The sequence below is a fragment of the Bradyrhizobium sp. JR4.3 genome (assembly GCF_040547695.1).
Lineage (GTDB): Bacteria > Pseudomonadota > Alphaproteobacteria > Rhizobiales > Xanthobacteraceae > Bradyrhizobium > Bradyrhizobium canariense.
Map to the genome: position 1 here is coordinate 41,068 of NZ_JBEPQF010000041.1, position 21,966 is coordinate 63,033.

A 21,966-nucleotide genomic window follows, 5' to 3' on the forward strand; every position below is an offset into this window, starting at 1 on the left:
CTCTAGATGAAGGTTGAGAATGATGACGGACGGCATCCTTTCGCAATTGAAGAAGGCCTCGGCAGCAGAGGAGTTTTTTGCACTGCTGGGCGTCGAGTACGACGAGAAGATCATCAACGTGGCGCGGCTTCACATCCTGCGTCGCATGGGTCAATATCTTGCGGGTGAGGAGTTGACCGGTGCATCCGATCCTGACATCGCCTTGCGTTGTAAGGCTACGCTTGAGCGCGCCTATGCCGACTTCGTTACGTCCTCCCCGATCGAACAGCGCGTGTTCAAGGTCCTCAAGGATGCGGCAGCGCCACAACCGAATGAGCATCCAGCATTGGTCCAGCTCGGTTCCTTGGAGTGAATCGAGTTTATATCTCGTGCTCTGGACCGTGAAAGTCCGGAGCTGACATCCCTAGGGCTTCCAATTCAAACGGAAGTTGCGGTGGCCTCGTGGATCCGCAGCTTTAACACTCACTCCGCTCTCCTTAAATGCCAATCACGACTGAGCGCTGGTTTGTCCATCCTTTCAAGCTCCTATCTCCTCCAATGTACGCCGGCAGCGGGAAGCGCACATTTGGCGAGGAAAGCCCACCAGATTCGGATGACTGCCTTGTGTCGCATTCCGGACACGCCTCGACTCGGCTATCGAATGGTCCGATCGTCGTGAGAGGCAGCCAACCCAATTTCCTTCAGCCAGAGTCTGTATTGGCGCCCAATTTTAATCGCCTACGCAATTGGTACGACAATTGCTGACATATGCTCAGCCAGTCTGGAGAAGCGCATGCACATCTTGGTCCGCATCGATGTTGGTTTTGATGTCGCGCAGGTTCGCGCGCGCTGCCTGTCGGCACCGTGATGCGTCGCGACGCCAAAGCGATGGCCGCATATTCCGACCCGGCTCAGCTGAAAGCTGCGCTTGATCCGCGCCAAAGGTTCGTCGACGATATCACCCCCGTTGGCCGATCCATGGCCGAGGTTTCGCCGGGGCAGTCCTTGCTCTCCAGCGCCGGTCGCGCGGCGCCGTTGACGGGGGGGACCCCGGCGCTCGCGCCCTCGCCAAGAGTTGCGGACTTGCCGCTGCGATCGGCGAGAGATCGAGCGCATTCGGAGCAATGGATCGCGTTTTCACAGGCAAGCACGCGGATAATGATATCAGCCGAGCCTCCGCCATATCCTCGATCCGTTCCAGTTCGGTTGCATCTCGAAGATGAGGGGGACAAATCGATCGGCTCGCGTGAGCGGCGTGGAGAACCCGAGACGCGTGCTTCCGGGCTCGTCGACACATCGAGCAATGTCTGTCTCGGCCCCGCGCTGCTGGCAGGCGGCGCCGACTGAATGGCGGCGGGCACCCGGCCGAACTTTTGACTGAAGCAATCCTCAAGCGCGAATTCAAAGCTGGGGGCGGAGCGCGCTCCGCTGGCGAACCGCTACTGAACAACGGATGGGAGTACAGATGATGAGCACCGCACCCAAAAGCGCAGCTCCGGCCGCGGGTGGTGGTCGCGCAGCGACCAAGAGGGAGCTACCCGAACGATTTAAGGCGTATAAGCACGTCTGGGTCTTCATCGAGCAGGAACGCGGGGTTGTGCACCCCGTCTCCTGGGAGCTGATGGGTGCCGGCCGCCGGCTCGCTGACAAGCTCAACGTCGACCTCGCCGCGGTTGTCATCGGCCCGGTCGGGGAGACAACGGAGCAGGCGGTCGCCGAATCCTTCTGTTACGGCGCCGACCTCGCCTATATCGTCGCGGACCATCTCTTGGCCGACTATCGCAATGAATCTTATACCAAGGCCCTGTCAGAGCTGGTCAATACGTACAAGCCGGAAATCCTACTCCTAGGGGCAACTACACTCGGCCGGGATCTCGCCGGCTCAGTGGCCACCACACTGCTCACCGGCCTAACTGCCGACTGCACCGAGCTCGCTGTCGATCCCGACGGCTCGCTTGCAGCGACGCGGCCGACGTTTGGCGGTTCACTGTTGTGCACGATCTACACACTCAACTATCGTCCACAGATGGCAACCGTCCGCCCGCGCGTGATGCCGATGCCCGAGCGCGTGACGGGGGCCGTCTGGCGCGTCATCTCGCATCCGCTCGGGCTTGTAGAAGAAGATATCGTCACAAAAGTCCTCTCGTTCCTGCCGGACCGCGATTCCAAAAAGTCCAACCTTGCCTATGCGGACGTGGTCGTCGCTGGAGGGCTCGGTCTGGGATCGCCTGAGAACTTCCAGCTGGTACAGCAACTTGCGGACGTGCTTGGCGCCGAATACGGCTGTTCGCGGCCGCTGGTCCAAAAGGGCTGGGTCACCTCGGAGCGACAAATCGGCCAGACTGGGAAAACCATTAGGCCAAAGCTTTACATCGCGGCCGGCATTTCCGGGGCGATCCAGCATCGCGTCGGAGTTGAGGGTGGCGACCTCATCGTTGCCATCAATACCGACAAGAACGCCCCGATCTTCGACTTCGCCCATATCGGTATCGTCACCGACGCCATTCGACTGTTGCCGGCATTGACCTCTGCATTCCGCGCGCGGCTGTCGCCGCACTCGCACGACCGCATCGCCGGCTAGGGAGCTTGTTATGATCGAGGAAAAATTCGACGCGATCGTCGTGGGTGCTGGCATGGGCGGGAATGCGGCGGCGCTTACGATGGCCCAGCGTGGCCTGAAAGTGCTGCAGCTGGAGCGCGGGGAGTATTCGGGGTCTAAGAATGTGCAAGGAGCCATCCTCTATGCCGATATGCTGGAGAAGCTGATCCCGGATTTCCGCGAGGATGCACCGCTTGAGCGGCATCTGGTCGAGCAGCGCTTCTGGATCATGGACGAGCGTTCGCACACCGGGCTTCACTATCGCTCCGATGATTTCAATGAGGAGAAGCCGAACCGCTACACCATCATCCGCGCTCAGTTCGATAAATGGTTCTCGCAGAAGGTCCGCGAGGCCGGCGCCACGGTGCTGTGCGAGACCACGGTGACCGAGCTCCTCCAGGATTCACTTGGGCGGGTGGTCGGGGTGCGCACAGACCGCGATGGCGGTGAAATCCATGCAGATGTCGTCGTGCTGGCCGAGGGGGTGAACGGAGTGCTCGGGACGGGTACGGGGTTAAGAGGGCGGCCGAAACCGGATAACGTGGCACTCGCGGTCAAGGAGATGCATTTCCTGTCGCGCGAGACAATCGATGCTCGCTTCAGTCTCAAAGGCGACGAGGGGCTCGTCATCGAAGCTGTCGGAACCATCTCCCGCGGCATGACCGGCATGGGCTTCATCTATTCCAACAAGGAATGCATCTCGCTCGGTATTGGCTGTCTTGTTGCCGATTTCCAGCGTACCGGCGAGACGCCCTACGGCTTGCTCGAGGGTTTCAAGCGTCACCCCTCCGTTGCGCCGCTGATCGAGGGTTCGGAAGTAAAGGAATATTCCGCGCACTTGATCCCCGAAGGTGGGTACAAGGCGATCCCGCAGCTTTGTGGTGAGGGCTGGGTCGTCGTCGGGGACGCCGCCCAGCTCAACAACGCCATCCATCGCGAGGGGTCCAATCTGGCGATGACGTCGGGCCGTATCGCGGCGGAAGCGATCTGTCTTATCAGATCGCGAAAGGATCCGATGACGGCGAAGAATCTTTCGCTTTACAAAAAAATGCTGAATGACTCCTTCGTAATCAAGGACCTGAAGAAGTACAAGGATATGCCGGCACTGTTGCATACCCACTCGCAGAACTTCTTTCTCACATATCCGCAGCTCTTCTCGAAGGCGATGCAGGATTACGTGCGCGTCGACGGCACACCAAAGCTCGAGAAAGAGAAGCTGACGCTGAACTCGTTCATCAAGGCGCGATCGTGGAGTGGACTGTTCAGCGATGCCGTCCGCATTGCCCGGGCCTGGCGCTGATCACGAAGCAAAGATAACGACGATTGACGGAGCCAGAATCAATGCCGTGCGAGCCATCCCAACGTGTCGAGGACAAACTATTCTACAACCGTTATCTTGTTGATTCCGGCCGCGCCCATATCAAGGTGCGGCCGCACACCACGCCATCGTCGCAGCTGCTATCGATGCTGAAGGCTTGCCCAGCACGGTGCTACGATCTCAACGATAAGGGTCATGTTGAGGTTACAGTCGACGGGTGTCTCGAGTGCGGCACCTGCCGGGTGATTTGCGAAGGAAGCGGTGATATCAAGTGGAGCTACCCACGGGGCGGTTACGGTGTGCTATTCAAGTTTGGTTGAAGCTTCAGGGGAGCGCCTGACTTTGGCAGGATGCGGCGTTGTCGCGATGCAACGAGATGCGCGGGACTCGAGATTTCACCCGGGCACATTCAATCGGGGCAACGGGCAGGCCCTTGCATGGTGGACAACCGCAGCTTCCCAGCTTCCCCCATGATATTCCCGAAGACAGCCAAATCGAGCGGATCCAAAACAAGGGCGCGACGCATTGTATCGCGGGGATATATCGCCGGCCGGAGAGCATTATGATGATTCGAGTACAAAAGAGCAGGGCAGCCGCTAACGCGCGGGGAGCAGAGGTAGGCCGTGAGAGTTCGGTTGTCGACATCCAGGCATGCATAGCCGAACTGAGAAGCTTGCCGCGCGAGAAGCTCGCGGATGCGGTGTTCATGCTCTCGATGAATGCAAGACGGCAGGGCGAGTTGATCCGACAGGCGATCGAGAAGCGCGCCGAGGTCGACTTGGACTTTGATCCGCCGGCGAATGCGGATTTGGCGACCTATCTCGCCAATGATGCGGTCTCGACCTTACGCCACCACGTTGTTGACCTTCCGGACTTGCTGGACTTCTTGGTTCAGCAAGCGCCTGACGTCTGCTTCACCGTCCATCGGGAGGAGGCCGTTTTGCTGCTCGCCGCAATCATTCGCGAACAGCGGCTCGAAGGAGTCCTTGAAGGCCTCAGGCTCGCCGGGCTGCTGAATGAGCCAGCGAAGGGTCGTCATGCCGGGATCGGTTCGAACGCGGACTTGAGGGGAGCCGCCGACGGCGTGTGAGTGTTCAGGGCGCTTTGAGGATAGTCCCTGCAGAGGGTCAAAACCGCGTCGAAAGTCGCGGCGTAGTTCCTTCGTCCTCCGTTTGACGTTTATCGCTGACGCGGAGCCGCTATGCACGCCCGGTCGCAGTCCCCGGCCGCGTCAAGCTCGGGTCTTTATAGTGAGCACAAGATCACAAGATCCGCAGTTCTGAGCTTTCTTGCTCAGTTGCAGCACGCGCGGTGCGCTGCTGGCGGATCACGGAACCGTTCGTTAACAGCCTAGCAAGGGAAATCACGGCAGAAGGCCAAGCAGCGGCGAGGCGGACGCCGCTTTTGCGCAGATGGCAGCCTTGCCGGGCGCAAGTTGATCCATGTTCACTTTAGCGTCCGGTTTGGCGCCACGTCCTCCCGACCATGCTCAAAGGAGTAAGATGGTCTCAAACTCTCGTAAGCGCGAACGGCGCAAGACACAAAGTCGCGAGCTCGGCAGGAACGATGCCATCTCGGCCCTGATTCTTGGAAACCATGGACTCGCGGTTATGCCAAGACGCCGCCTTTTGAGTTTGAGAGAGAGCGGCATTCGCCTCAGAAGAATGATGGGGTTCTCCAGGGCCTGACAAGACAAGGGCGTGGCACGGAAACAACAATCAAATTCCGCCGGGTAGCCCAGGCGACCTTCAGCAGACCGGCGACCCACAAAATGCTCCAGGCCATGGCGACCCTCCGTTTATGGCAGGGTCGTGCCCGCGGCTGATGTAATGATGAGCTGCAGGCCGACCTTCGCCAGGGCTCGCGATTCGCTTCGATCAGGCAGCGGCCTAACTGCTCTCAAAGATCAGCTCTCCGACGTTGTTGGTTCAGCGAATTCACACGATCGACAAAGCAGAAAGCCGTCCGTTCCGTTCATGCGATCGGCAATGTTGCGAAAAGTCGCCCCTTCGAAGAGATCCTTGTACCTGTCGCGCACGAGGTTGCCCAAGACGTGTCGTCGGTCAAAATCCATGCAGCAGAAAGTAACATCGCCGTTTGGGAGAAGAACATTACGATATTGCCGTTCGTCAGGACATGTCAGTGTTCCAACGATTGGCTGTCGTACTTCAACCATCTCAAGCTCGCCGCTGCCAGCCCTCCTGCGCGGCGGACGCAAGCGGACCAGCGCTTCGTCAGGAATGATGTCGACAAGTTCGGGATGAACCTCGCCCATGACTATGAAGAGCAGTGATGAAATGTTGGCGTCGACAAGTTGGCGCATCAAATCGACATAGTTGCGCCTGACGAGACCGCTATCCATGTACGTGCCGTCATCAACAACCTGCACCAGGAAAACGCCGAACTGCAGCGCACGTAAGCGTCTTAGATCCTGCCCATTCATTCCGGCCAGGGTTGTGAAAATCCGAATTCCATGGCCACGCGCGTAGGCATGCTCAACCATTTCGGTGCAAGCCGGATTGAGCCAAGGCTGCGAATACCCGGAAAAGCTGATGTCGACAGCTGCTGGTACGCTCGCCAGGCATCGCTTGAAATCTTGCAGAGAAAGATGCTTTACGTCGGATCTCGCTCTTTGCCGTTCAGCAAACCTGTCCTGCGAGCAATAAGAACACCCGACGACACAGCCCGTTGTCGTACTTATCTCCAAGACCCTGCCGCCAGCGACTGCAGAGCGCAGCTCCTGTAGCGTCATCGATTTGATATTATCCACTTCCGCGCTTCCCCGTTTGCAATAAGTGATCTTGAGGATGACCGTCGAGCTGTATCCCTCATGCCAGTTCGCTCATGCATCATCTTCGTTCGTCGCCCATCAGCGCGACACGGCACCGCTGCAAGCGCGCTTGCGAAAGATGAAGAAAGCGCCACGGCTCTCTCCCGCCTAGTCCAGCAGGATCGGGCGGCTGCCGTGTGCGCTTGCATTGATTGATTTGGTCTAACGTCTCGTTTACTTCAACTAGCATCACTCATGCCAGGCGGTGCTTTCCGTAAGTCGACACGTTCGCGATGAATGTCGTCCCAATTGCGGCAACCGAGGCGCAGCTCTGCGCGATCGATAGAGTACAATATGACCTTACGTACGATTCAAGCTCTTTCGGAAATGAGTTGAATTGCGGGTTTCTATGAAATGTGACGGCGTTGCCGCTGCCCCGAGCACCACGTCATCGTGATCGTGGTGGTCGGAATCCGCCGCGCGACGTTGGGATTGCGATTGCGAGCTCCCTCGGCCGCAGTCGACAACCGAAAATCTCCATCGTGCCTTCATGCAGCAAATCGAGAATTTCAACGGTCGAAAACGCAGTGAACATAGGAGTGAGCTGGCGCTATTTGCGCGACTTGGGCTAAATAGCCAACCTCGATTCCGACTGTGCTCAAGCGAAAAGATGGTCGCTATGGCCCGTGAATTACCGCATTCAGATTACACACTTGAAATCGATAGGCGACTCGAGACTGAATTAGCGACGAGAGACGGGACCAAAACTGGCGCGCGAGCTGAAGAAGCGGTTTCCCATGCTTCGAGTCAGAATCTATGACGCGCAAACCGAGACTCGAGAGGACGTCTAGCTAGGGCGATCGATCGCAGCCACCGACCTGCTGGCTTCTTACCGACAAAATGGCGTTTGAGATCTACATCGAGGCCACCACGGCAAACCAGGCCGGCGGCGGCATTGGTAGTACAAGCTTGCCCACCCGAAAGAAGAACAACGCATTGGACGTATCTGCTCCGCATCTGTCGCGAGCCATCCGTCGATTTGCGATCGATTGGTTTCACGCGCCGGGAAGCGCTCTTGCATTCATCATCGACACTTGCCGGCTATGTGTGTGGCCTCTCGCCTGCACAGCTTGCTGAGAACCGCGAACAGCTCGCCGAAAGCCTCAAGGATTTTCGCGAGGCTCTCGCGTTGGGCGACATCTCTGCGGTTGAAGATGACATTGTCGATGCGTTGGATGCGTTTCAAATCGATTTAGATAGACGGAGCGTAGCGTATCCTAAGCTAGGCATTGAGGTGCTGAGAGGCTATGTGCGAGCCCTGCAGGCAATCGAGCAGCGCAACGCTGGTGAGCCCGTACCCACACCACAGCCCTTCGCGGTTTCGATCACAACCGCCTCTGGGACATTGAAGGAAGCCTTGGAGGGCTGGAAGAAGGAGCGCGAGAGACCAGAGGGCACCGTGCATGAGTACGGCAGAGCCATCGACATGTTCGTCCAGTTGCACGGCAATCTCTCGATCCTAGAAATAAAACGCTCGCACGCTCGCACGTTTCGCGAAGCGCTGCAGCTAGTACCCAAGGCGCGCAAGGGCTCGCTTCTAAAGGCGTCTCTGCCTGAGTTGAGCGAGTATGGGCATGCGCATCCTACAGTGGTCGACTAAACGAACGGCCACGTGAGACCTTGCAATTTGAAACGCCAGCAGAGAGATTTAATGCCTGTGTTGCGTCAACCGGTTGAGCCGGCAAGGGCAGAACGGAAATGGCCCAGAGGAGACCGAGGGTCAGTTTCTGACCCAAAGGCGAAGTTTAGTCAGAGGTTGGCCGGTTCTTTGTTTGCCAAGCCTTGCGTACTTTATGGGCCGCGTAAACGCAGAACTGTGTGAACATCCGGTCGTCAAGCATGGATTGAGTCACCTCGCTTAGAGGCTTGTTGGGATGCCAAAGTGCCTGCTGTTTTGAAACTCGCTGAACGTCGCTGAGCATACTGTCCTGTGCGAGCCTAGCTTCCATTGGATACTGCGGGTCTTGTTTGACTCTGTATTCGGATAGAGCACGGAGCGCCTTCTTTGCGGCGTCCAACTCCTTGATCTCAGGATCATCGAAAATGTCGAACAGGGTTTCGATTGAAACTCGCCGGTTGCGCAGTAGGATGCCCCCTTTTCCCATATATCGAGACGTCCCAAAGTCACAGAAGACAGGAGTGGCAACTCCAATGGGGCCGACCCCCTCCAAGAAGTACCCGTCAGAGTAATGATAGGTGAGGTTTGGAGCGGGAAAGCGCAGCAGCACGTTTCCTGCGTGGGGATCGCCATGAACCAGACCGGCGTCTGCGAGCTCATTCAGGGCCTTCGCGTATTTTTGCGCCAACATAAGGCGGGTGTCTGCGTCAGTCCTCTGATCTCGCAAGATTGTTCTCAAGGAGGGTCCGCGAATTACCTGCATTGTCGAGTAGAAGTTGCCGTTTGCAACGCCGGCCGCGTAAACAGGTAGGACTGTGGGTATCTCCGCTTCGGCGAGCTTTTGGGCCTCAAAGGTACCCTGAATAATCTTGTCACGGTCGTCCGATGGCTTAATCCGCAACCAAATTTTCAAGGCTTCCTCTCGATCCAACCACTTATTCTTGGCTTTGAAAACGACCCCACTTGCTCCCATGCCGAGCACACCGAGAAACTCATGGTCCGGAAATGAAAGAAGCGTGCCCTCTTTGAAGAGACGCCCGTCTTCCAAGCGAAAAAACTTCATCCAGTCCTTTTTCATTTTCTCAGCCCTCGGCTCGAAAAGCTTATCCCGAAAAGGCAACCAACACAGCCGCTATTGGCCCTTTTGGGGCCTCGCCCGATGTTCGACTTGTGTCCGTAACACGCAGGTGGTCTCAACCGGTCGCCGCAACACTTTATCTTAGAGGAAAAAGATGGAGTGTGGGATGGAACGGAGATTTCATAGAGGTTTTACCGCGGCAGAGAAGACGGAGTTATGGGATCGCTGGAAGCGCGGGGAGTCGCTGAAGGCGATCGGACGAGCTTTTGGCAAGCCGTCATCGTCAGATCTATTTTCTGGTGGCTCCGCATGGTGGGATTCGTCCTGCGGAGCGGCGTCGCTCCAGGTTGGCATTGACGCTTGCGGAACGCGAGGTGATTTCCAGAGGTGTTACGGCCCATCGATCGGCCCGGTCAATCGCCAAACTGCTTGGCCGCTCACCCTCGACGGTGAGCCGGGAAATGAGCCGCAATGGCGGATATGATCGCTACCGGGCGACACTTGCGGACGAGAATGCCTGGGCGCGATCTCGTCGCCCAAAATGTTGTAAGTTAGCGACCAATCCACGGCTTCGGCGGGCAGTGGCAAGAAAGCTCAGATTGGATTGGTCACCCGAGCAGATAGCCGGTTGGCTGAAGAGAAGACATCCTGAAGACGAGTGTAATCAGGTGTCACACGAGACCATCTATCGCTGCCTGTTTGTCCAAGCGCGAGGCGTGCTCAAGAAAGAGCTGCTTAGCCATCTTCGATCGAAGCGCTCGATGCGTCGCTCCAAACCGGTTGATCCGAATGGCGATAGACGGGGGCATATCAAGGATATCGTCTCAATCCGTCAGCGACCGGCGTCGGTTGAAGACCGGGCGGTACCTGGTCATTGGGAGGGCGATCTGTTGTCCGGGCCGAACAACACTTACATCGCGACCCTGGTCGAGCGTCATACCCGTTACGTGATGTTGGCCAAGGTGGCAGGCAAGGACACCCGGACGGTAGTCACCGCGCTCATCAAGCAGGCGAAGAAGCTACCAAAGGAGCTGTATAAGTCCCTGACCTGGGACCGGGGCAAGGAACTGACGGATCATCGGCGCTTTACGTTGGCGACCAACATCGACGTCTATTTTTGCGATCCGCAAAGCCCGTGGCAACGCGGGTCGAACGAGAACACCAATGGCCTGCTGAGACAGTACTTTCCTAAGGGCACCGACTTGTCGGTGCATTCGCAAGCCCATCTGAACAAAGTGGCTCGTCAGCTAAACGAACGACCACGTGAGACCTTGCAATTTGAAACCCCAGCAGAGAGATTTAACGCCTGTGTTGCGTCGACCGGTTGAGCCGGCAGCACCAAAGCGGACATCAGAAACGGCCATGCAATGGGACCCGCTGAGAGGCATGACGATATCGCCTAGGATTTCACACTGCTGTCGTCAGCTGGGCGGCGGCGACGACCTTTAGCCGAAGGAACTTGAAATCGCTCTGAGCTTGCGACCGGCTTAGGGTCCCATATCGCAAAAGGGGACCCATTTTTCAAACTCGCATGGGACCCAGCCGCCGGGGCGGGCGCTTTCTTCCTTACGCAGCACGAGCCGAACTCCGAGGCTTTCCGCCGTGGCCGGCAAGTCCGATACGTTTAACCTCACGAGGTGGTGGCGAGGATCACCAAGAACGTTGCGTCTGTTGTCGTCGACCCTACGCGCGCTCAAGGATGTTGCTTACGGACGTGGCGTGCCACTGACCACCGCGAGCCGTCGCGACCCCTCGGGCATTCAGTGCAGCGGCAATGTCCCTTAGCGTGGTAGCGCCGGCTTTCTGTGCCTCGCGGATGATGGGCAGAACGTTGGCGGCGAACTTGTCAGCCGAGGCCGACACCGTCTCTACCGCGCTTTTACGCGCCACGTGGAGCCTTGGGTTACCGAGGGTCACCCCGCGAGCCTTTGCTGCCGCGAGAGCCTGCCGGGTCCGTGTGCTGATAAGCGCGCGTTCCTTCTCGGCGAGAGCGGCGAACAGGTGAAGCACAAAAGGGTCGACGTCGGGGCCGAGTTCGGCAACCAGGAAGGGCACCTTGTGAGCCATGAGCCCAGAGATGAAATGGACGTCGCGGCTCAGACGGTCGAGCTTCGCAACGCCTACGTGGCACCTGAGCTTACGTGCGGCGGTCAGCGCGGCCTTGAGCTGCGGCCTACGGTCCAGTGCATCGGCTCCCTTCCCGGTCTCCACCTCCACGAACTCCCGAACCACTTCGTATCCCTCCGAAGCCGCGAAGTGAGAGAGGGCGTGCCGTTGCGCCTCTATGCCCAAACCTGAACGGCCTTGGCCGGAGGTGCTAACGCGGATGTAGATGACAAGGGGAGTTGCGGGCACGTCGGGGGTCCTCCAGAGCCGATCTGTAAAGAATCTATACGACCGTTTAGGATCGTTACAACTGTTTACATCCGTCGAAAGGCCGGTACTGTGCAACTTGCAGTAGGGGGCGACGAGCGTGGCGCTAGTGGGCGCACGCTTGCTGAATTGTGCATGTTGCGAGCGGTATCGAGTGAGACGTCTGCGTTCGTTAGTGAGCCGCAGGTCATTGTGCCATTCTTGAAGTGGGCAGGTGGTAAGCGGTGGCTTTTGAGAAGCTATCCCCACCTCTTCCCCGAGAGCTTTGATACCTACATCGAACCGTTCCTAGGTTCAGGCTCAATCTTTTTCGGCCTCAATCCCCAGCGCGCAATCCTCAGCGACCGAAATGCGGCTCTCGTCGAGTGCTATGCGGCTATCAGAGAGGACCACAAGCGCGTTGCGCGCCACCTAGCGCTTCACGCCGCAAGTCACAGCGCATCGCACTACTATCAAGTTCGCGCGCAAAGTCACCGGACATCAGCCACAAGGGCGGCAGCATTCGTGTACCTAAATCGGGTCTGCTGGAATGGTCTGTACCGAGTGAACCAGCGCGGCCAATTCAACGTTCCCCTCGGGACAAAGACTGCTGTCCTGTTGGATACCGATAACTTCTCGGAGGTGGCGAAGCGCCTTGCCGCAGCGACGATAGCGGCTGCCGACTTCGAAAATACTATCGAGGCTGCCCGCTCGTCAGATTTTATATTCGCCGATCCGCCCTACACAGTGAAGCATAACAACAATGGCTTCATAAAGTACAACGAGGCTTTGTTCGAGTGGTCCGATCAATTGCGTCTGAAGTCGGCGCTGGAACGCGCTTCCGAACGTGGCGCACTTTTTATGCTCACGAACGCCGACCACAGCTCCATCCGAAAACTCTATCAGGGTACCCGCATCCGCAAAGTTCGACGTTTTTCTGTTTTATCAGGAGATGCGAGCTTTAGGGGCGAGACCTCCGAGGTTGTCATCACAAACTACTGAGATTGATCGTGCAGCAGATTGAACGAGGTTTCTGGTGGCTTTTGAATGTCATGACGTATGTCGTGCCGTTCTCGCGAGAGTTCAGGAAGTGTTCTGCTCGCGATTTCAGAGAGGCCTTTCAAGAATTGGCTATCACTACATTCTTTTCCACTATGCCGCTGTGGATCATGCCTTTGCTCGGTCCCATCATCTTCAAGACGGACGTGAGCTTCTCCCATGAACTGGTCGGAACGATCACGGGTGGGGAGCTGTTTGTATACTGCGCCGCTCTCGTAGGGCCGCTGATTTACATCATTACGCGGCGGTATGGAGAGATCACTGAAGACAAAAATCGGTTCGCTTTCAACATTGCTTTTCCGCATGGTGTATCATTCGTGCTGTTCTCCGCGCTGATCTGCCTGTTTGCCGGTTTTGCGTTCAGCTTGATGAAGAACCCTATCTTCCTGCCGCAGGACAGCCCCGTTCACTTCAATCCAAATGGGATATTTTGGACGTCCATCATCGTTTACGTTTTTTCGTTGTACTGTATCTTTACCGCTTCGGCGTATCGAAATGCCATGACTGAGTTTGTTCGGGATACGCCGCGAGAAGAGGATGCTTTCTCAACTCAATTCGAGAACCGCCCCAATGCAGGATGAACTCGAACTGGTTGAACCAGATCCGATACAGTACGAATTTAGCTGCATCCGTGCCTCGCAGCCGATTGGCGATATCTTCGTCGCGTCCATTCCCTTCAAAACGCTCATACGTATGTCGTACTTCGATGTGCGGCGCGTCTTGCAAGAAGAGCGGGACATCGAGCGATACCTCGGCATACAGCGTCCGCTCGAAGACAGGCGCGTGCGGAGCTTGTCCGAGTACGTGAACTACAAGGACGCATCATTTCCGACCTCGATCATCCTTGCAATTGAAGAGGATTACGCGCTCTTCAACGACAAGAAAAACACTATGACCGTTTCGAACAAGCGGCCCGAGGAGGAAGCTCCGTCCATTGCCATCGGTCATCTGGCCAGAGTTTTGGATGGCCAGCACCGAATTGCCGGATTGAATGCGTTCAGAGGGGCTACCTTCGACGTTCCGGTAACGATATTCGTCGGCGCTGACATCTCCGATCAAGCGCACATCTTCGCTACTGTGAACCTAGAACAGACTAAGGTTCAAAAGAGCCTAGTTTACGATTTATTCTCGCTCGCACGCACGCGCAGTCCCCAGAAGACGTGCCATAACATTGCTGTAGCGCTGGACCGTGACAAGAAGGGGCCTCTTCACTCGCGGATCAAGAGGTTGGGCTTCGCCACAGAAGGTCGTGTGTTCGAACCGATCACACAAGCCACTTTCGTTGAGGCCCTGATGCCGTATCTTAGCTCGGCACCGAAAAAGGACCGAGATGATCTTCTGCGCGATAAGCCATTGGAGAAGGCCGTTGACAGCGACCTCTACCGCATGCCGCTGAGAAACCTCTTTGTCGCCGAGCGGGATTTGGAGATCACCGAGACTGTCTCGAACTACTTCGATGCAGTCAAAAGGAGGTGGCCAGTGGCATGGGACGATCAGGGGCGCGGCATGATGTTGAACCGTACAAACGGTTTTCGAGCACTCATGCGGTTCTTCCGCCATGCGTATCTAGATATCGCTGCTCCAGGTGACGTGCCCTCAGCACAAAAATTCTTTGACCGCGTATTCCGTCCGCTAGAGCTCAAGGATGAGGATTTCACCACCGAAAACTTTGTCCCCGGTACGGGCGGTGAAGCGCGCCTCTATCGCGTTCTCCGGAAGGAAGAGGCACTCAGCTGAGGCCCGGTGTATTGCTGGTGGTAGCAAAAAGTGGTAGCAGAGCTACCGCAGCCAAGCCGTTTTTTGCTGGTTTTTCAACGCTTCGCGAGGGCGCGCTTCGTTTCCCCTAGGGAGCGCCATCAATTCTCATATTCAACGCACGCGTCCGGCAAAATTGTTGGATGATCTTGGCTGCGCAATGGTGGAGAACCTCGGTCAGATCGAGGCGTCCAGCAGTGATCACGCCGTCTCTTGCCTCTGCTGCCCCCATGCAGTCTTTTGCGGTCGGTCAGGAGTCAATATCCGGCGCCGATATTCTTTCGTTCGCGGATCGGTATTAGAGCAGCCGGATGACGAACGAGAGATGATCGCGGTCGTGAAGTATTGACCGAGCCCAAGCATCACGGCGCAGGCCTTATCGGCGTTCTGAAAACTTCTCGAAAGTATCCATCAATTCGGGCTCGGCGCTCGGCTGGTAGCGGTATTCCTTCGCAAGATGCAGCAACGTGAGAGTCAAATCATATCGGTTCGACCTAACCGAAATCTCCTCCGTCACCTCGGGGAACCATACTCCCGGAGGATGGGTGCCGATCGCACGGCCAGCCCCGTCGAATTGTTCGCGAACGGCTAGACTCCCCGCTGGAAGCATAAATGTCTGCTTGGCGGTGCGAATAAACCGCCCTGACCTAAATGCCGCATCGCTCGCCTTTGACCAAATGGCTCCGCCATCGCGCGAAACGACCAGGATTGCGCGGCGCTCGGTGTATTCAAGCCATCGCATGATAGCAGCAACGAGTGAAACTCCGTAGCGCTCGGCGCACGCACTCAATTCATCTACGCCCGGCTTGTCGGTCGATGACACCCGCTTTCTGAAATCGTCGAACGGCATGAGCAAATACGCGGCAAACTCGTCGGCTTCCTTCTCGATGCCAATGCCGGCGCGCTGGATGACGACTTTCTCGTCACACTCGATCCCGTCGGGCAGCAAATGCCTATGAGCCAAGTAGTGGCCGAATTCGTGCCCCGTCGTAAATCTTATACGTCCTGGAGATACGTTTGCATTGTTGTAGATTATGGCCCATCCGTCGCGCGGCTCGCCCAGCGGATATAAGGCGCCCTCAAATCCGGGGAGGTTACCCCCCTTGATGGCCTTGAGAGGATCCTTTGGAAAGCGGCTTGCCGACACCTCCATCGCAAGTTTTTCGACGTCGACCGGAAATCGCTCGTCGCCGAGAACTGCGCGCAGCAAGTGGGTCAATTCGGTTGCCCACTTTTTATGACCGATGACCGCGCCGACGTCAGTCATTTCTTGATCATCAGATCCAACATCTGCCTGACTTTATCCTTGGTTGCGGGATCCACCGTCCGGTATTTGCGATAGAAGGCGAGATCCTGTGCGGTCTCCTTCTTCTGATCCTTTTCATCCATCAGATAATCGCTGGTCACGCCAAGTGCCGCAGCAATCCTTGCTATTTTTTCCGCCGATGGTCTTGGCGGATTCTTGTTCTCGAGCTCCCAAATGTAGCTCTTCGACGACTCAGTCTTGTCGGCCAGTTGGTCGAGCGTGAGCCCATTTTCCTTCCGGAGAGCTCGGATCTTTTCTCCGAACGTTTGCGCCATCTCATTTTTCTCCAAGCGATTCAACGAATTAAGTAAGTTCAGAGTAGCGATACCAAAACTCCTTGACAATGGAAACCCGCGTTCCCATGTTCGGAGTAGGCATACTTTGTGTGCCATTTTTCTAATCGTGTTTTTTTGGGCAGGATTATTTGGGTCATGAGTGACGGCATCGATACCGCGGTTGCGCCGCAGCCGCCTGCGGCGGGTCTCGCCGGCAGGAAGATCGGGCTCGCGCTGTCCGGCGGAGGAGTGCGTGCCGCAGTCTTCCATTTGGGAGTAATCAAGCGCCTCGCCGAAGAAGGGCTTCTCGAGGAGGTCTCGACCGTGTCAAGGGTATCCGGCGGCAGCCTGGTGATCGCTGCGGTCATTTCGCACTCGGGAATGTCGTGGCCATCATCGCGGCGCTACCTTCAGAACATCTATCCGGAACTGCGCCGCCGCATGACAGCGGCCGATCTGTTCAGTTTCAAGGCAATAGGCTGGAGCGGCGTCGTCGAATTCAATGCTCGCCTATTCATGGACCGTGCCGCGGTGCTGTCAACGCTCCTTGAGAGGCAGTGGGGCATCCGCGGGCGGCTCGGCGACCTTCCGGACCATCCGCGTTGGCTGATCAACGCCACCTGCTTGGAGACCGGAAAGAACTGGCGCTTCGCCAAGCGCGAAATGGGCGACTGGACTTTCGGCCGGAATTACGCGCCGGACGTGCCCTTGAGCATGGCCGCGGCAGCTTCAGCTGCGGTCCCGTACGCAATCGGCGCGCTGACGCTCCGGTTACCACCCGGAGGTTGGTGGGAAACCGATCCGGCGACCGGCAAGCAGATCAACATGCGGCCGCCACCGGCGACTTCGGTGCGCCTTTGGGACGGTGGTGCCTACGACAACATGGGCCTTGAGGCGATCTCTAAGCCGGGCTGTGGCCTAAAAGATTGCGACTTTCTGATCTGCAGCGATGCCTCGGGGCCGCTGCGGCCACCGGGCAGATCGCCGCTCGCAGCGCTGTTCAGGGGAATTCTAGCCAAGCCCCGGTTGTTCGACATCGCCGGCGACCAGATCCGCGCGCTCCGCAGCAGGATGCTCATCGCGGATATCGCGTCCGGCAACGTCAGCGGCGTCTTGCTGCGCATGGGCAATTCGGTGCGCAGCGTCGACATCAAGTCGGACCGAGCACGCCCGGTCGGGTTCTACGACGAGTTCCAGTCCGACGAGCAGGCAGTGACGGCCCTGCAATATCCGACCGACCTCAAGGCGCTCTCCGAAACGCAGTTCGACGCTCTTGGGCGGCACGGGTTCGAAGTCGCTGACGTGACCTTGACGACATATACCCCGGCGGGTTTCCCGCGATCGCTTCAGTGGGAGACCCGATCATGAAAAGTATCATCACCCGGTTCCGTGCCTATCACCTGGGTTGTCCCGGCTCTTCGTTCTCCTATTTCGCAGGCGGCCATTTCACCGTCATCGAAGGACGGCTCACCGACGAGAGCCGCCGCCAGCTTGAGCATGAAATGATGAACCGTTGCGGCGTTGAGCAGGCCGACCTTCTCCACATCACGAGTTGGGACGCGGATCACTGCAACAGGCACGAGCTTCTCGATTTGCTGAACCTGATCCAACCGCTGAGGATCGAGTGTCCCGGCTACGACCCCTATACCGACCACGGCGAAGGGTGTCTGGAGATCATCGCGGACTATCGAGACCGCCGTCGCAACACCAATCGGATTCCGGAGATCACACACATCACGCCGGCCTATATCAATGGGCTCGAGCGGGCCGAGAGTCAGGCTTTCCGCAACACGTTGTACAACCCCTATCACATCGGTGATTGCGCCAACGACAACTCGACGGTGAAGCATTTCCGCAAAGGCAGTTTCAACGTCCTGAGCCTCGGCGACGTCGAGTCGCCGATGATCGGCGCGCGGCTTCGCCGGTCACCGGTCCTGACGACGGAAACGGACGTCATGATCCTGGCCCACCATGGTGCCGACAACGGCTTCACCACCAAAAAATTCCTTACCCATCTGAGGCCCAGTCTGGCGATCTGCTCGGCCGACTACGACAACCAGTATGACCATCCACGCGAAGAGATCCGGGAACTGCTGCACGAGCAAGGCATCCGGCTCATGACCACCAAGACCGGCGACGTGATCGTCCGTTCCACCGGCGACCACACCGGCGCGTACCAGGCCATCAACCTGATCGAAAAATCGGGCAAGGAATCGTCCCGAGTCGACTTCGTGTCGAAGAAGAGCGGAATTCTCGACGCCAACGGCGACACGTTGCGGCAGCGCTACGGTCTGCACAAGTCGTATCCCCGGTAGGAGCAGGACATCATGGCAAAGAACATACTAATCTTCTCAGACGGCACCGGACAGGTCGGTGGTCTTCGCCCGGACGAGCGCCGCAGCAACATCTACAAGCTCTACCGGGCAACACGTTGCGGACCGGACTCCGACATCGACCCGGCCGACCAGGTCACCTTCTATGACGCAGGGCTCGGGTCGATGCCGCCGGAGGGCGCCTTTTTCGTCGTCCGCGCCTACCGCTGGCTGCACAACTTGTTCAGCCTCGCTACAGGGCTCGGAATCACCACCAACATCATCGACTGCTACTGCGCGATCCTGAGCATGTGGGAGCCTGGCGACAGGATCTTCGTGTTCGGATTTTCTAGGGGCGCCTACACGGTCCGGTGCCTCGCGGCGGTGCTGTCGATGTGCGGCGTACCGACCACCATGGCGGACGGTAAGACGCCGCTGCGGCGCGATGCGAAATCCATCAAGAAGATTGCAAACGAGGCCGTCAAGAACGTCTACCAGCACGTCAGTTCGCCGGCCGACGAAAAATACGTCGGCCAGCGCAAGGCCATCGCGCTCCGCTTCCGCCGGAAATACAACTCAGATGTTGCCGGCATTCCGAACGTCAACCCGTACTTCATCGGCGTGTTCGACACCGTCGCATCGCTCGGAAGCTACCGGCTGTCGGCGGCCATGGTGGCCGGCGCTGCGGCGCTCCTGCTACTCGGAAGCTGGGCCCTGTCTATGTTCGCGCTGACGTTCTGGACGTGGATGCTGGTGTTGGGAGGGCTCGCCGTTGCCGTCGCCGGCATTTGGTATGTCGTTTCCCACCTGCGCTATGCCACCGGCCTCGAAGGCTACACATTTTGGGAAACGCTGCACTTCACCTCGCCGAAGATGAGGTTCTACGACCCGCACCTGGACAATGAGGTGCGGTATGCCCGCCACGCCTTGTCGCTCGACGAGAACCGTAACGATTTCGCCATCGTGAAATGGGGCAGCAAGAGCAACAAAGGTCCGCCGCGCAAGGACAGCGATCCGGACTGGCTGCAACAGGTCTGGTTCGCCGGTAACCATTCGGACGTTGGTGGTAGCTATCTGGAAAACGAATCCCGGCTCTCCGATATTTCGCTGAAATGGATGGTGCACGCGGCGACCGCGCTTCCGGACGAGACCGGACCGGACGGCGCCGGCATCAAGGTCAACCCGCTCCTGCTGCAGCTTCGGCCGGATGCACTGGGACCCCAGCACGACGAGCGCGAACCCGGCTTCTGGGGCGTCCGATGGCCGAAGGGGCTGCGTCACGTCGATCCGGAGGCGATCCTGCATTCATCCGTCTACGCAAGGGCGGCCGCCGCGCGCGTCCCGCATTTCTACTCCACCGAGGAGTACTCGCCCGAGAATCTCGCGGACCACATCAAGTTTCAGAAGGCTAAAGCCGACCGAAACGCACCGCCGCCACAGGCTGCGGTCGATCAGCCTTCCTTGTGAGACGCTAGGTGATCGAGATTGCGGACATGCGGTCCGCCGGAACATCGTGCTGGGAGTGAGTAAAGGGCGGGTGAGGACACCGGAATCCCTCGTTGATAGCAGTTAGCTAGATCGGTAGCCCGAGTTGCGGCTCTGCCTGATTGTCACCTTGTAGCGACGAGAGCGCGCCCCCCAGAAGACGCACCGGTTTGGAAAAGGGGATCTCATTCTGCAGTAAGGCGACCGAAAGGCGTTCCAACTCGCGCCGGCTAGAAACCGGAACAGGTACGGACCTGCTGCGCGTGATAATCTCGAAGTCGTTGAATTTCACCTTCAGGGTCACCGTTCGGCCCCGAGACCCCCTGTCGTCGCAATGCCGCCAGACCTTGTCGATTAAGGGCTGCAATTCTGAAAGCATGGCGTCGAGGTCAGATCGCTGGAGAACGTGTTCTCGGCGCCGACGGATTTCCGGATGCGGTCGGCGCGGACCTCACGATTGTCGATGCCTCTGGAGATCCAGTAGTAGTACGCGCCGGCCTTGCCGAAGTTTGCCTGCATGAATTCGAGCGACTGGTTACGCATGTCGAGACCGGTGTACAATCCGAGCGAGTTCATCTTAGCGTTGGTCGCTGGACCTATGCCGTGAAACTTGCCGACGGGGAGAGCTTCGACGAACGCCGGCCCCATCTCTGGCGTGATGACGTACTGGCCGTTCGGCTTGCGGAAGTCGGAGGCGACCTTCGCCAGAAATTTGTTATAGGATATCCCGGCGGAGGCGTTGAGGCCGGTCTCCTGTTTGATCTTGGCACGGATCGCCAAGGCGACGTCCCGCGCCAGCGGAATGCCTTGAAGATTTTCCGTGACGTCCAGATAGGCCTCGTCCAGCGACAGCGGCTCGATGATCGGGGTGTGCTCCGCGAAGATCTCACGAATCTGCTGGGATACCGCCTTGTAGACCTCGAAGCGCGGCTTCACGAAGATCAGATCTGGACACTGCCGCTTGGCGGTTACCGACGGCATGGCCGAGCGCACCCCGAACTTCCTGGCTTCATAGCTGGCTGCCGCCACGACGCCCCGCTCCTGAGATCCGCCGACGGCGACCGGCTTGCCGGGGAGATCCGGATTGTCTCGTTGTTCGACGGACGCGTAGAAGGCGTCCATGTTGACGTGGATGATCTTTCGCTGGCGGCCCGGGGGAACTGCCTGGTCGTCCTCGTCCTCGTCCTCGATGGTCACGTTGTCTGTCCGGGCGGGTCTTCCTTGACGCCGCGGGCGACGATTTTGAGCGACCCGTCCGAAAGCGGCCGTTGCAGCTTCAAGACCTCGTCCGGAGGAGCCGTCATCCAGGTCTCGATCTCGTCCGGAGTCGTCAGGATTACAGGCATCGCCTTGGGGTGGATGGCGCCGACCTCGGCATTCGGCTCAGTCGTGAGGAACGCGTAGAGGTCGTTGGTCGTCTCACCTTCCTTGACCTTCCGGACGGAGGTCCAGTTGGTCCATATGCCGGCGAAGCAGGCGAGGGGACGCGTCCCATCGAGCGCGAACCATATATCGCCGCCCTCGGACTTGTTGAACTCGCTGAAAGAATTGAACGGGACGACGCAACGGTTTTCCGCTCCCAGCCATCTCGTCCAGTGCTTGCTCTTCACGTTGCGGATGTTGGTTGTTCCGCCGTCCGGCTCCATTCGAAGCAATTCCTTGAAATCGACCGACTTGCCTTTGGCCTCAAGTTTCGCGGCGCGCTTCTTGGTCGCCTCCATGAGCGCGTGCTGCGACGACGGCATCCCCCATCGCGCAGTGACAAGCTCGCGTCCGTCGGCGCCGTTGCGCACGATCGGCGCCTTGTAGTCCGGGAACACGCCCGGCATCGGTGCCAGATTGCCGACGTATCGGTTCACGACGCGAAACAGCGCGGTTATGGCAGCCTGGTTGGTGGTGATCGAATAGATGGGGTGATTGCGGTTGCTGCTCGAAAGGCTCAGCCTGGAAGGGAAGCCGGCGAGCCGGTGGCAGCAGGAGCGGGAACATGAAGCACTATG

At 58.1% G+C, this 21,966-nt stretch carries 18 protein-coding genes and 2 pseudogenes; 13 read left to right on the forward strand and 7 right to left on the reverse strand.

Annotation, left to right across the window (positions count from 1 at the left end):
• The first annotated feature begins 19 nt into the window (after positions 1–19).
• From nifW to ABIB91_RS36365, 5 genes are all read left to right on the forward strand, one after another.
• Positions 20–352, forward strand: a complete 333-nt coding sequence (gene nifW / locus ABIB91_RS36345; RefSeq protein ID WP_354171622.1) for a nitrogenase stabilizing/protective protein NifW — start codon at positions 20–22, stop codon at positions 350–352.
• A 1,092-nt stretch (positions 353–1,444) separates the two neighbouring features.
• Positions 1,445–2,560, forward strand: coding sequence for an electron transfer flavoprotein subunit alpha/FixB family protein (locus ABIB91_RS36350; RefSeq protein ID WP_502917067.1), 1,116 nt, complete (start codon positions 1,445–1,447; stop codon positions 2,558–2,560).
• A gap of 10 nt (positions 2,561–2,570) precedes the next feature.
• On the forward strand, positions 2,571–3,878 hold the full coding sequence (locus tag ABIB91_RS36355; protein WP_354171626.1) for an FAD-binding protein: 1,308 nt from the start codon (positions 2,571–2,573) through the stop codon (positions 3,876–3,878).
• 41 nt (positions 3,879–3,919) lie between these two features.
• Entirely contained in the window at positions 3,920–4,216 is a 297-nt protein-coding gene (locus ABIB91_RS36360; protein WP_279682385.1) for a ferredoxin family protein, read from the forward strand.
• A gap of 242 nt (positions 4,217–4,458) precedes the next feature.
• Positions 4,459–4,986 carry a hypothetical protein gene (locus ABIB91_RS36365; RefSeq protein ID WP_354171628.1) on the forward strand — a complete coding sequence of 176 codons (528 nt, stop codon included), beginning with the start codon at positions 4,459–4,461 and terminating at the stop codon, positions 4,984–4,986.
• Between the two features lie 816 nt (positions 4,987–5,802).
• On the opposite strand, the gene ABIB91_RS36370 is transcribed toward ABIB91_RS36365, so the two are convergent.
• Positions 5,803–6,666, reverse strand: a complete 864-nt coding sequence (locus tag ABIB91_RS36370; RefSeq protein WP_354171630.1) for a radical SAM/SPASM domain-containing protein — start codon at positions 6,664–6,666, stop codon at positions 5,803–5,805.
• A 1,075-nt stretch (positions 6,667–7,741) separates the two neighbouring features.
• Here ABIB91_RS36370 and ABIB91_RS36375 point away from each other — a divergent pair.
• Positions 7,742–8,326 carry a hypothetical protein gene (locus ABIB91_RS36375; protein ID WP_354171632.1) on the forward strand — a complete coding sequence of 195 codons (585 nt, stop codon included), beginning with the start codon at positions 7,742–7,744 and terminating at the stop codon, positions 8,324–8,326.
• Between the two features lie 145 nt (positions 8,327–8,471).
• Here ABIB91_RS36375 and ABIB91_RS36380 read toward each other — a convergent pair whose 3' ends face one another.
• Positions 8,472–9,422 carry a protein kinase gene (locus ABIB91_RS36380; RefSeq protein WP_354171634.1) on the reverse strand — a complete coding sequence of 317 codons (951 nt, stop codon included), beginning with the start codon at positions 9,420–9,422 and terminating at the stop codon, positions 8,472–8,474.
• A gap of 166 nt (positions 9,423–9,588) precedes the next feature.
• Between ABIB91_RS36380 and ABIB91_RS36385 the strand changes: the two are divergent.
• Positions 9,589–10,750: pseudogene (locus ABIB91_RS36385) on the forward strand (IS30 family transposase).
• 355 nt (positions 10,751–11,105) lie between these two features.
• Here the strand turns inward: ABIB91_RS36385 and ABIB91_RS36390 are convergent.
• Complete coding sequence (locus ABIB91_RS36390; RefSeq protein ID WP_354171636.1) at positions 11,106–11,777, reverse strand: recombinase family protein; 672 nt, start codon at positions 11,775–11,777, stop codon at positions 11,106–11,108.
• Between the two features lie 153 nt (positions 11,778–11,930).
• Between ABIB91_RS36390 and ABIB91_RS36395 the strand changes: the two genes are divergently transcribed.
• From ABIB91_RS36395 to ABIB91_RS36405, 3 genes are read left to right on the forward strand one after another with little or no spacing between them, the layout of a single operon-like run.
• Positions 11,931–12,776: a DNA adenine methylase gene (locus ABIB91_RS36395; protein WP_354129055.1), complete on the forward strand. Its 846-nt coding sequence runs from the start codon at positions 11,931–11,933 to the stop codon at positions 12,774–12,776.
• Positions 12,777–12,784: 8 nt separating this feature from the next.
• Positions 12,785–13,414: a hypothetical protein gene (locus ABIB91_RS36400; protein ID WP_354129054.1), complete on the forward strand. Its 630-nt coding sequence runs from the start codon at positions 12,785–12,787 to the stop codon at positions 13,412–13,414.
• Complete coding sequence (locus ABIB91_RS36405; RefSeq protein WP_354171639.1) at positions 13,404–14,570, forward strand: DGQHR domain-containing protein; 1,167 nt, start codon at positions 13,404–13,406, stop codon at positions 14,568–14,570. The genes ABIB91_RS36400 and ABIB91_RS36405 overlap by 11 nt, the downstream gene beginning before the upstream one ends.
• Positions 14,571–14,964: 394 nt before the next feature.
• Here the strand turns inward: ABIB91_RS36405 and ABIB91_RS36410 are convergent, their stop codons facing one another.
• Together ABIB91_RS36410 and ABIB91_RS36415 are read right to left on the reverse strand one after the other, a co-directional pair.
• A complete protein-coding gene (locus tag ABIB91_RS36410; RefSeq protein WP_354171641.1) occupies positions 14,965–15,855 on the reverse strand; it encodes an ImmA/IrrE family metallo-endopeptidase in 891 nt (296 codons plus the stop codon).
• Positions 15,852–16,169: a helix-turn-helix domain-containing protein gene (locus tag ABIB91_RS36415; protein WP_279682305.1), complete on the reverse strand. Its 318-nt coding sequence runs from the start codon at positions 16,167–16,169 to the stop codon at positions 15,852–15,854. The genes ABIB91_RS36410 and ABIB91_RS36415 overlap by 4 nt, the downstream gene beginning before the upstream one ends.
• 156 nt (positions 16,170–16,325) lie before the next feature.
• Between ABIB91_RS36415 and ABIB91_RS36420 the strand changes: the two genes are divergently transcribed.
• The 3 genes from ABIB91_RS36420 to ABIB91_RS36430 are packed head-to-tail and all read left to right on the forward strand — an operon-like array spanning position 16,326 to position 19,948.
• Positions 16,326–17,537 (forward strand): patatin-like phospholipase family protein, encoded by a 1,212-nt coding sequence (locus ABIB91_RS36420; RefSeq protein WP_354171643.1) that lies wholly within the window; start codon positions 16,326–16,328, stop codon positions 17,535–17,537.
• On the forward strand, positions 17,519–18,484 hold the full coding sequence (locus ABIB91_RS36425) for a ComEC/Rec2 family competence protein (RefSeq protein WP_354171645.1): 966 nt from the start codon (positions 17,519–17,521) through the stop codon (positions 18,482–18,484). The genes ABIB91_RS36420 and ABIB91_RS36425 overlap by 19 nt, the downstream gene beginning before the upstream one ends.
• 12 nt (positions 18,485–18,496) lie before the next feature.
• The gene (locus ABIB91_RS36430) at positions 18,497–19,948 is read left to right on the forward strand and encodes a T6SS phospholipase effector Tle1-like catalytic domain-containing protein (RefSeq protein WP_279682310.1); all 1,452 of its coding nucleotides are present in this window, start codon (positions 18,497–18,499) and stop codon (positions 19,946–19,948) included.
• A 106-nt stretch (positions 19,949–20,054) separates the two neighbouring features.
• Here ABIB91_RS36430 and dinB read toward each other — a convergent pair.
• Positions 20,055–21,088: pseudogene (gene dinB / locus ABIB91_RS36435) on the reverse strand (DNA polymerase IV).
• 71 nt (positions 21,089–21,159) lie between these two features.
• Complete coding sequence (locus ABIB91_RS36440) at positions 21,160–21,876, reverse strand: SOS response-associated peptidase (protein WP_354171652.1); 717 nt, start codon at positions 21,874–21,876, stop codon at positions 21,160–21,162.
• Positions 21,877–21,966: the final 90 nt, after the last annotated feature.

Bases quoted from the DNA above. Each gene is read 5' to 3' on its own strand.
- nifW (WP_354171622.1), top strand. From the start codon at position 20: ATGATGACGGACGGCATCCTTTCGCAATTGAAGAAGGCCTCGGCAGCA.
- ABIB91_RS36350 (WP_502917067.1), top strand. From the start codon at position 1,445: ATGATGAGCACCGCACCCAAAAGCGCAGCTCCGGCCGCGGGTGGTGGT.
- ABIB91_RS36355 (WP_354171626.1), top strand. From the start codon at position 2,571: ATGATCGAGGAAAAATTCGACGCGATCGTCGTGGGTGCTGGCATGGGC.
- ABIB91_RS36360 (WP_279682385.1), top strand. From the start codon at position 3,920: ATGCCGTGCGAGCCATCCCAACGTGTCGAGGACAAACTATTCTACAAC.
- ABIB91_RS36365 (WP_354171628.1), top strand. From the start codon at position 4,459: ATGATGATTCGAGTACAAAAGAGCAGGGCAGCCGCTAACGCGCGGGGA.
- ABIB91_RS36380 (WP_354171634.1), bottom strand. From the start codon at position 9,422: ATGAAAAAGGACTGGATGAAGTTTTTTCGCTTGGAAGACGGGCGTCTC.
- ABIB91_RS36395 (WP_354129055.1), top strand. From the start codon at position 11,931: ATGTTGCGAGCGGTATCGAGTGAGACGTCTGCGTTCGTTAGTGAGCCG.
- ABIB91_RS36405 (WP_354171639.1), top strand. From the start codon at position 13,404: ATGCAGGATGAACTCGAACTGGTTGAACCAGATCCGATACAGTACGAA.
- ABIB91_RS36410 (WP_354171641.1), bottom strand. From the start codon at position 15,855: ATGACTGACGTCGGCGCGGTCATCGGTCATAAAAAGTGGGCAACCGAA.
- ABIB91_RS36415 (WP_279682305.1), bottom strand. From the start codon at position 16,169: ATGGCGCAAACGTTCGGAGAAAAGATCCGAGCTCTCCGGAAGGAAAAT.
- ABIB91_RS36420 (WP_354171643.1), top strand. From the start codon at position 16,326: ATGAGTGACGGCATCGATACCGCGGTTGCGCCGCAGCCGCCTGCGGCG.
- ABIB91_RS36430 (WP_279682310.1), top strand. From the start codon at position 18,497: ATGGCAAAGAACATACTAATCTTCTCAGACGGCACCGGACAGGTCGGT.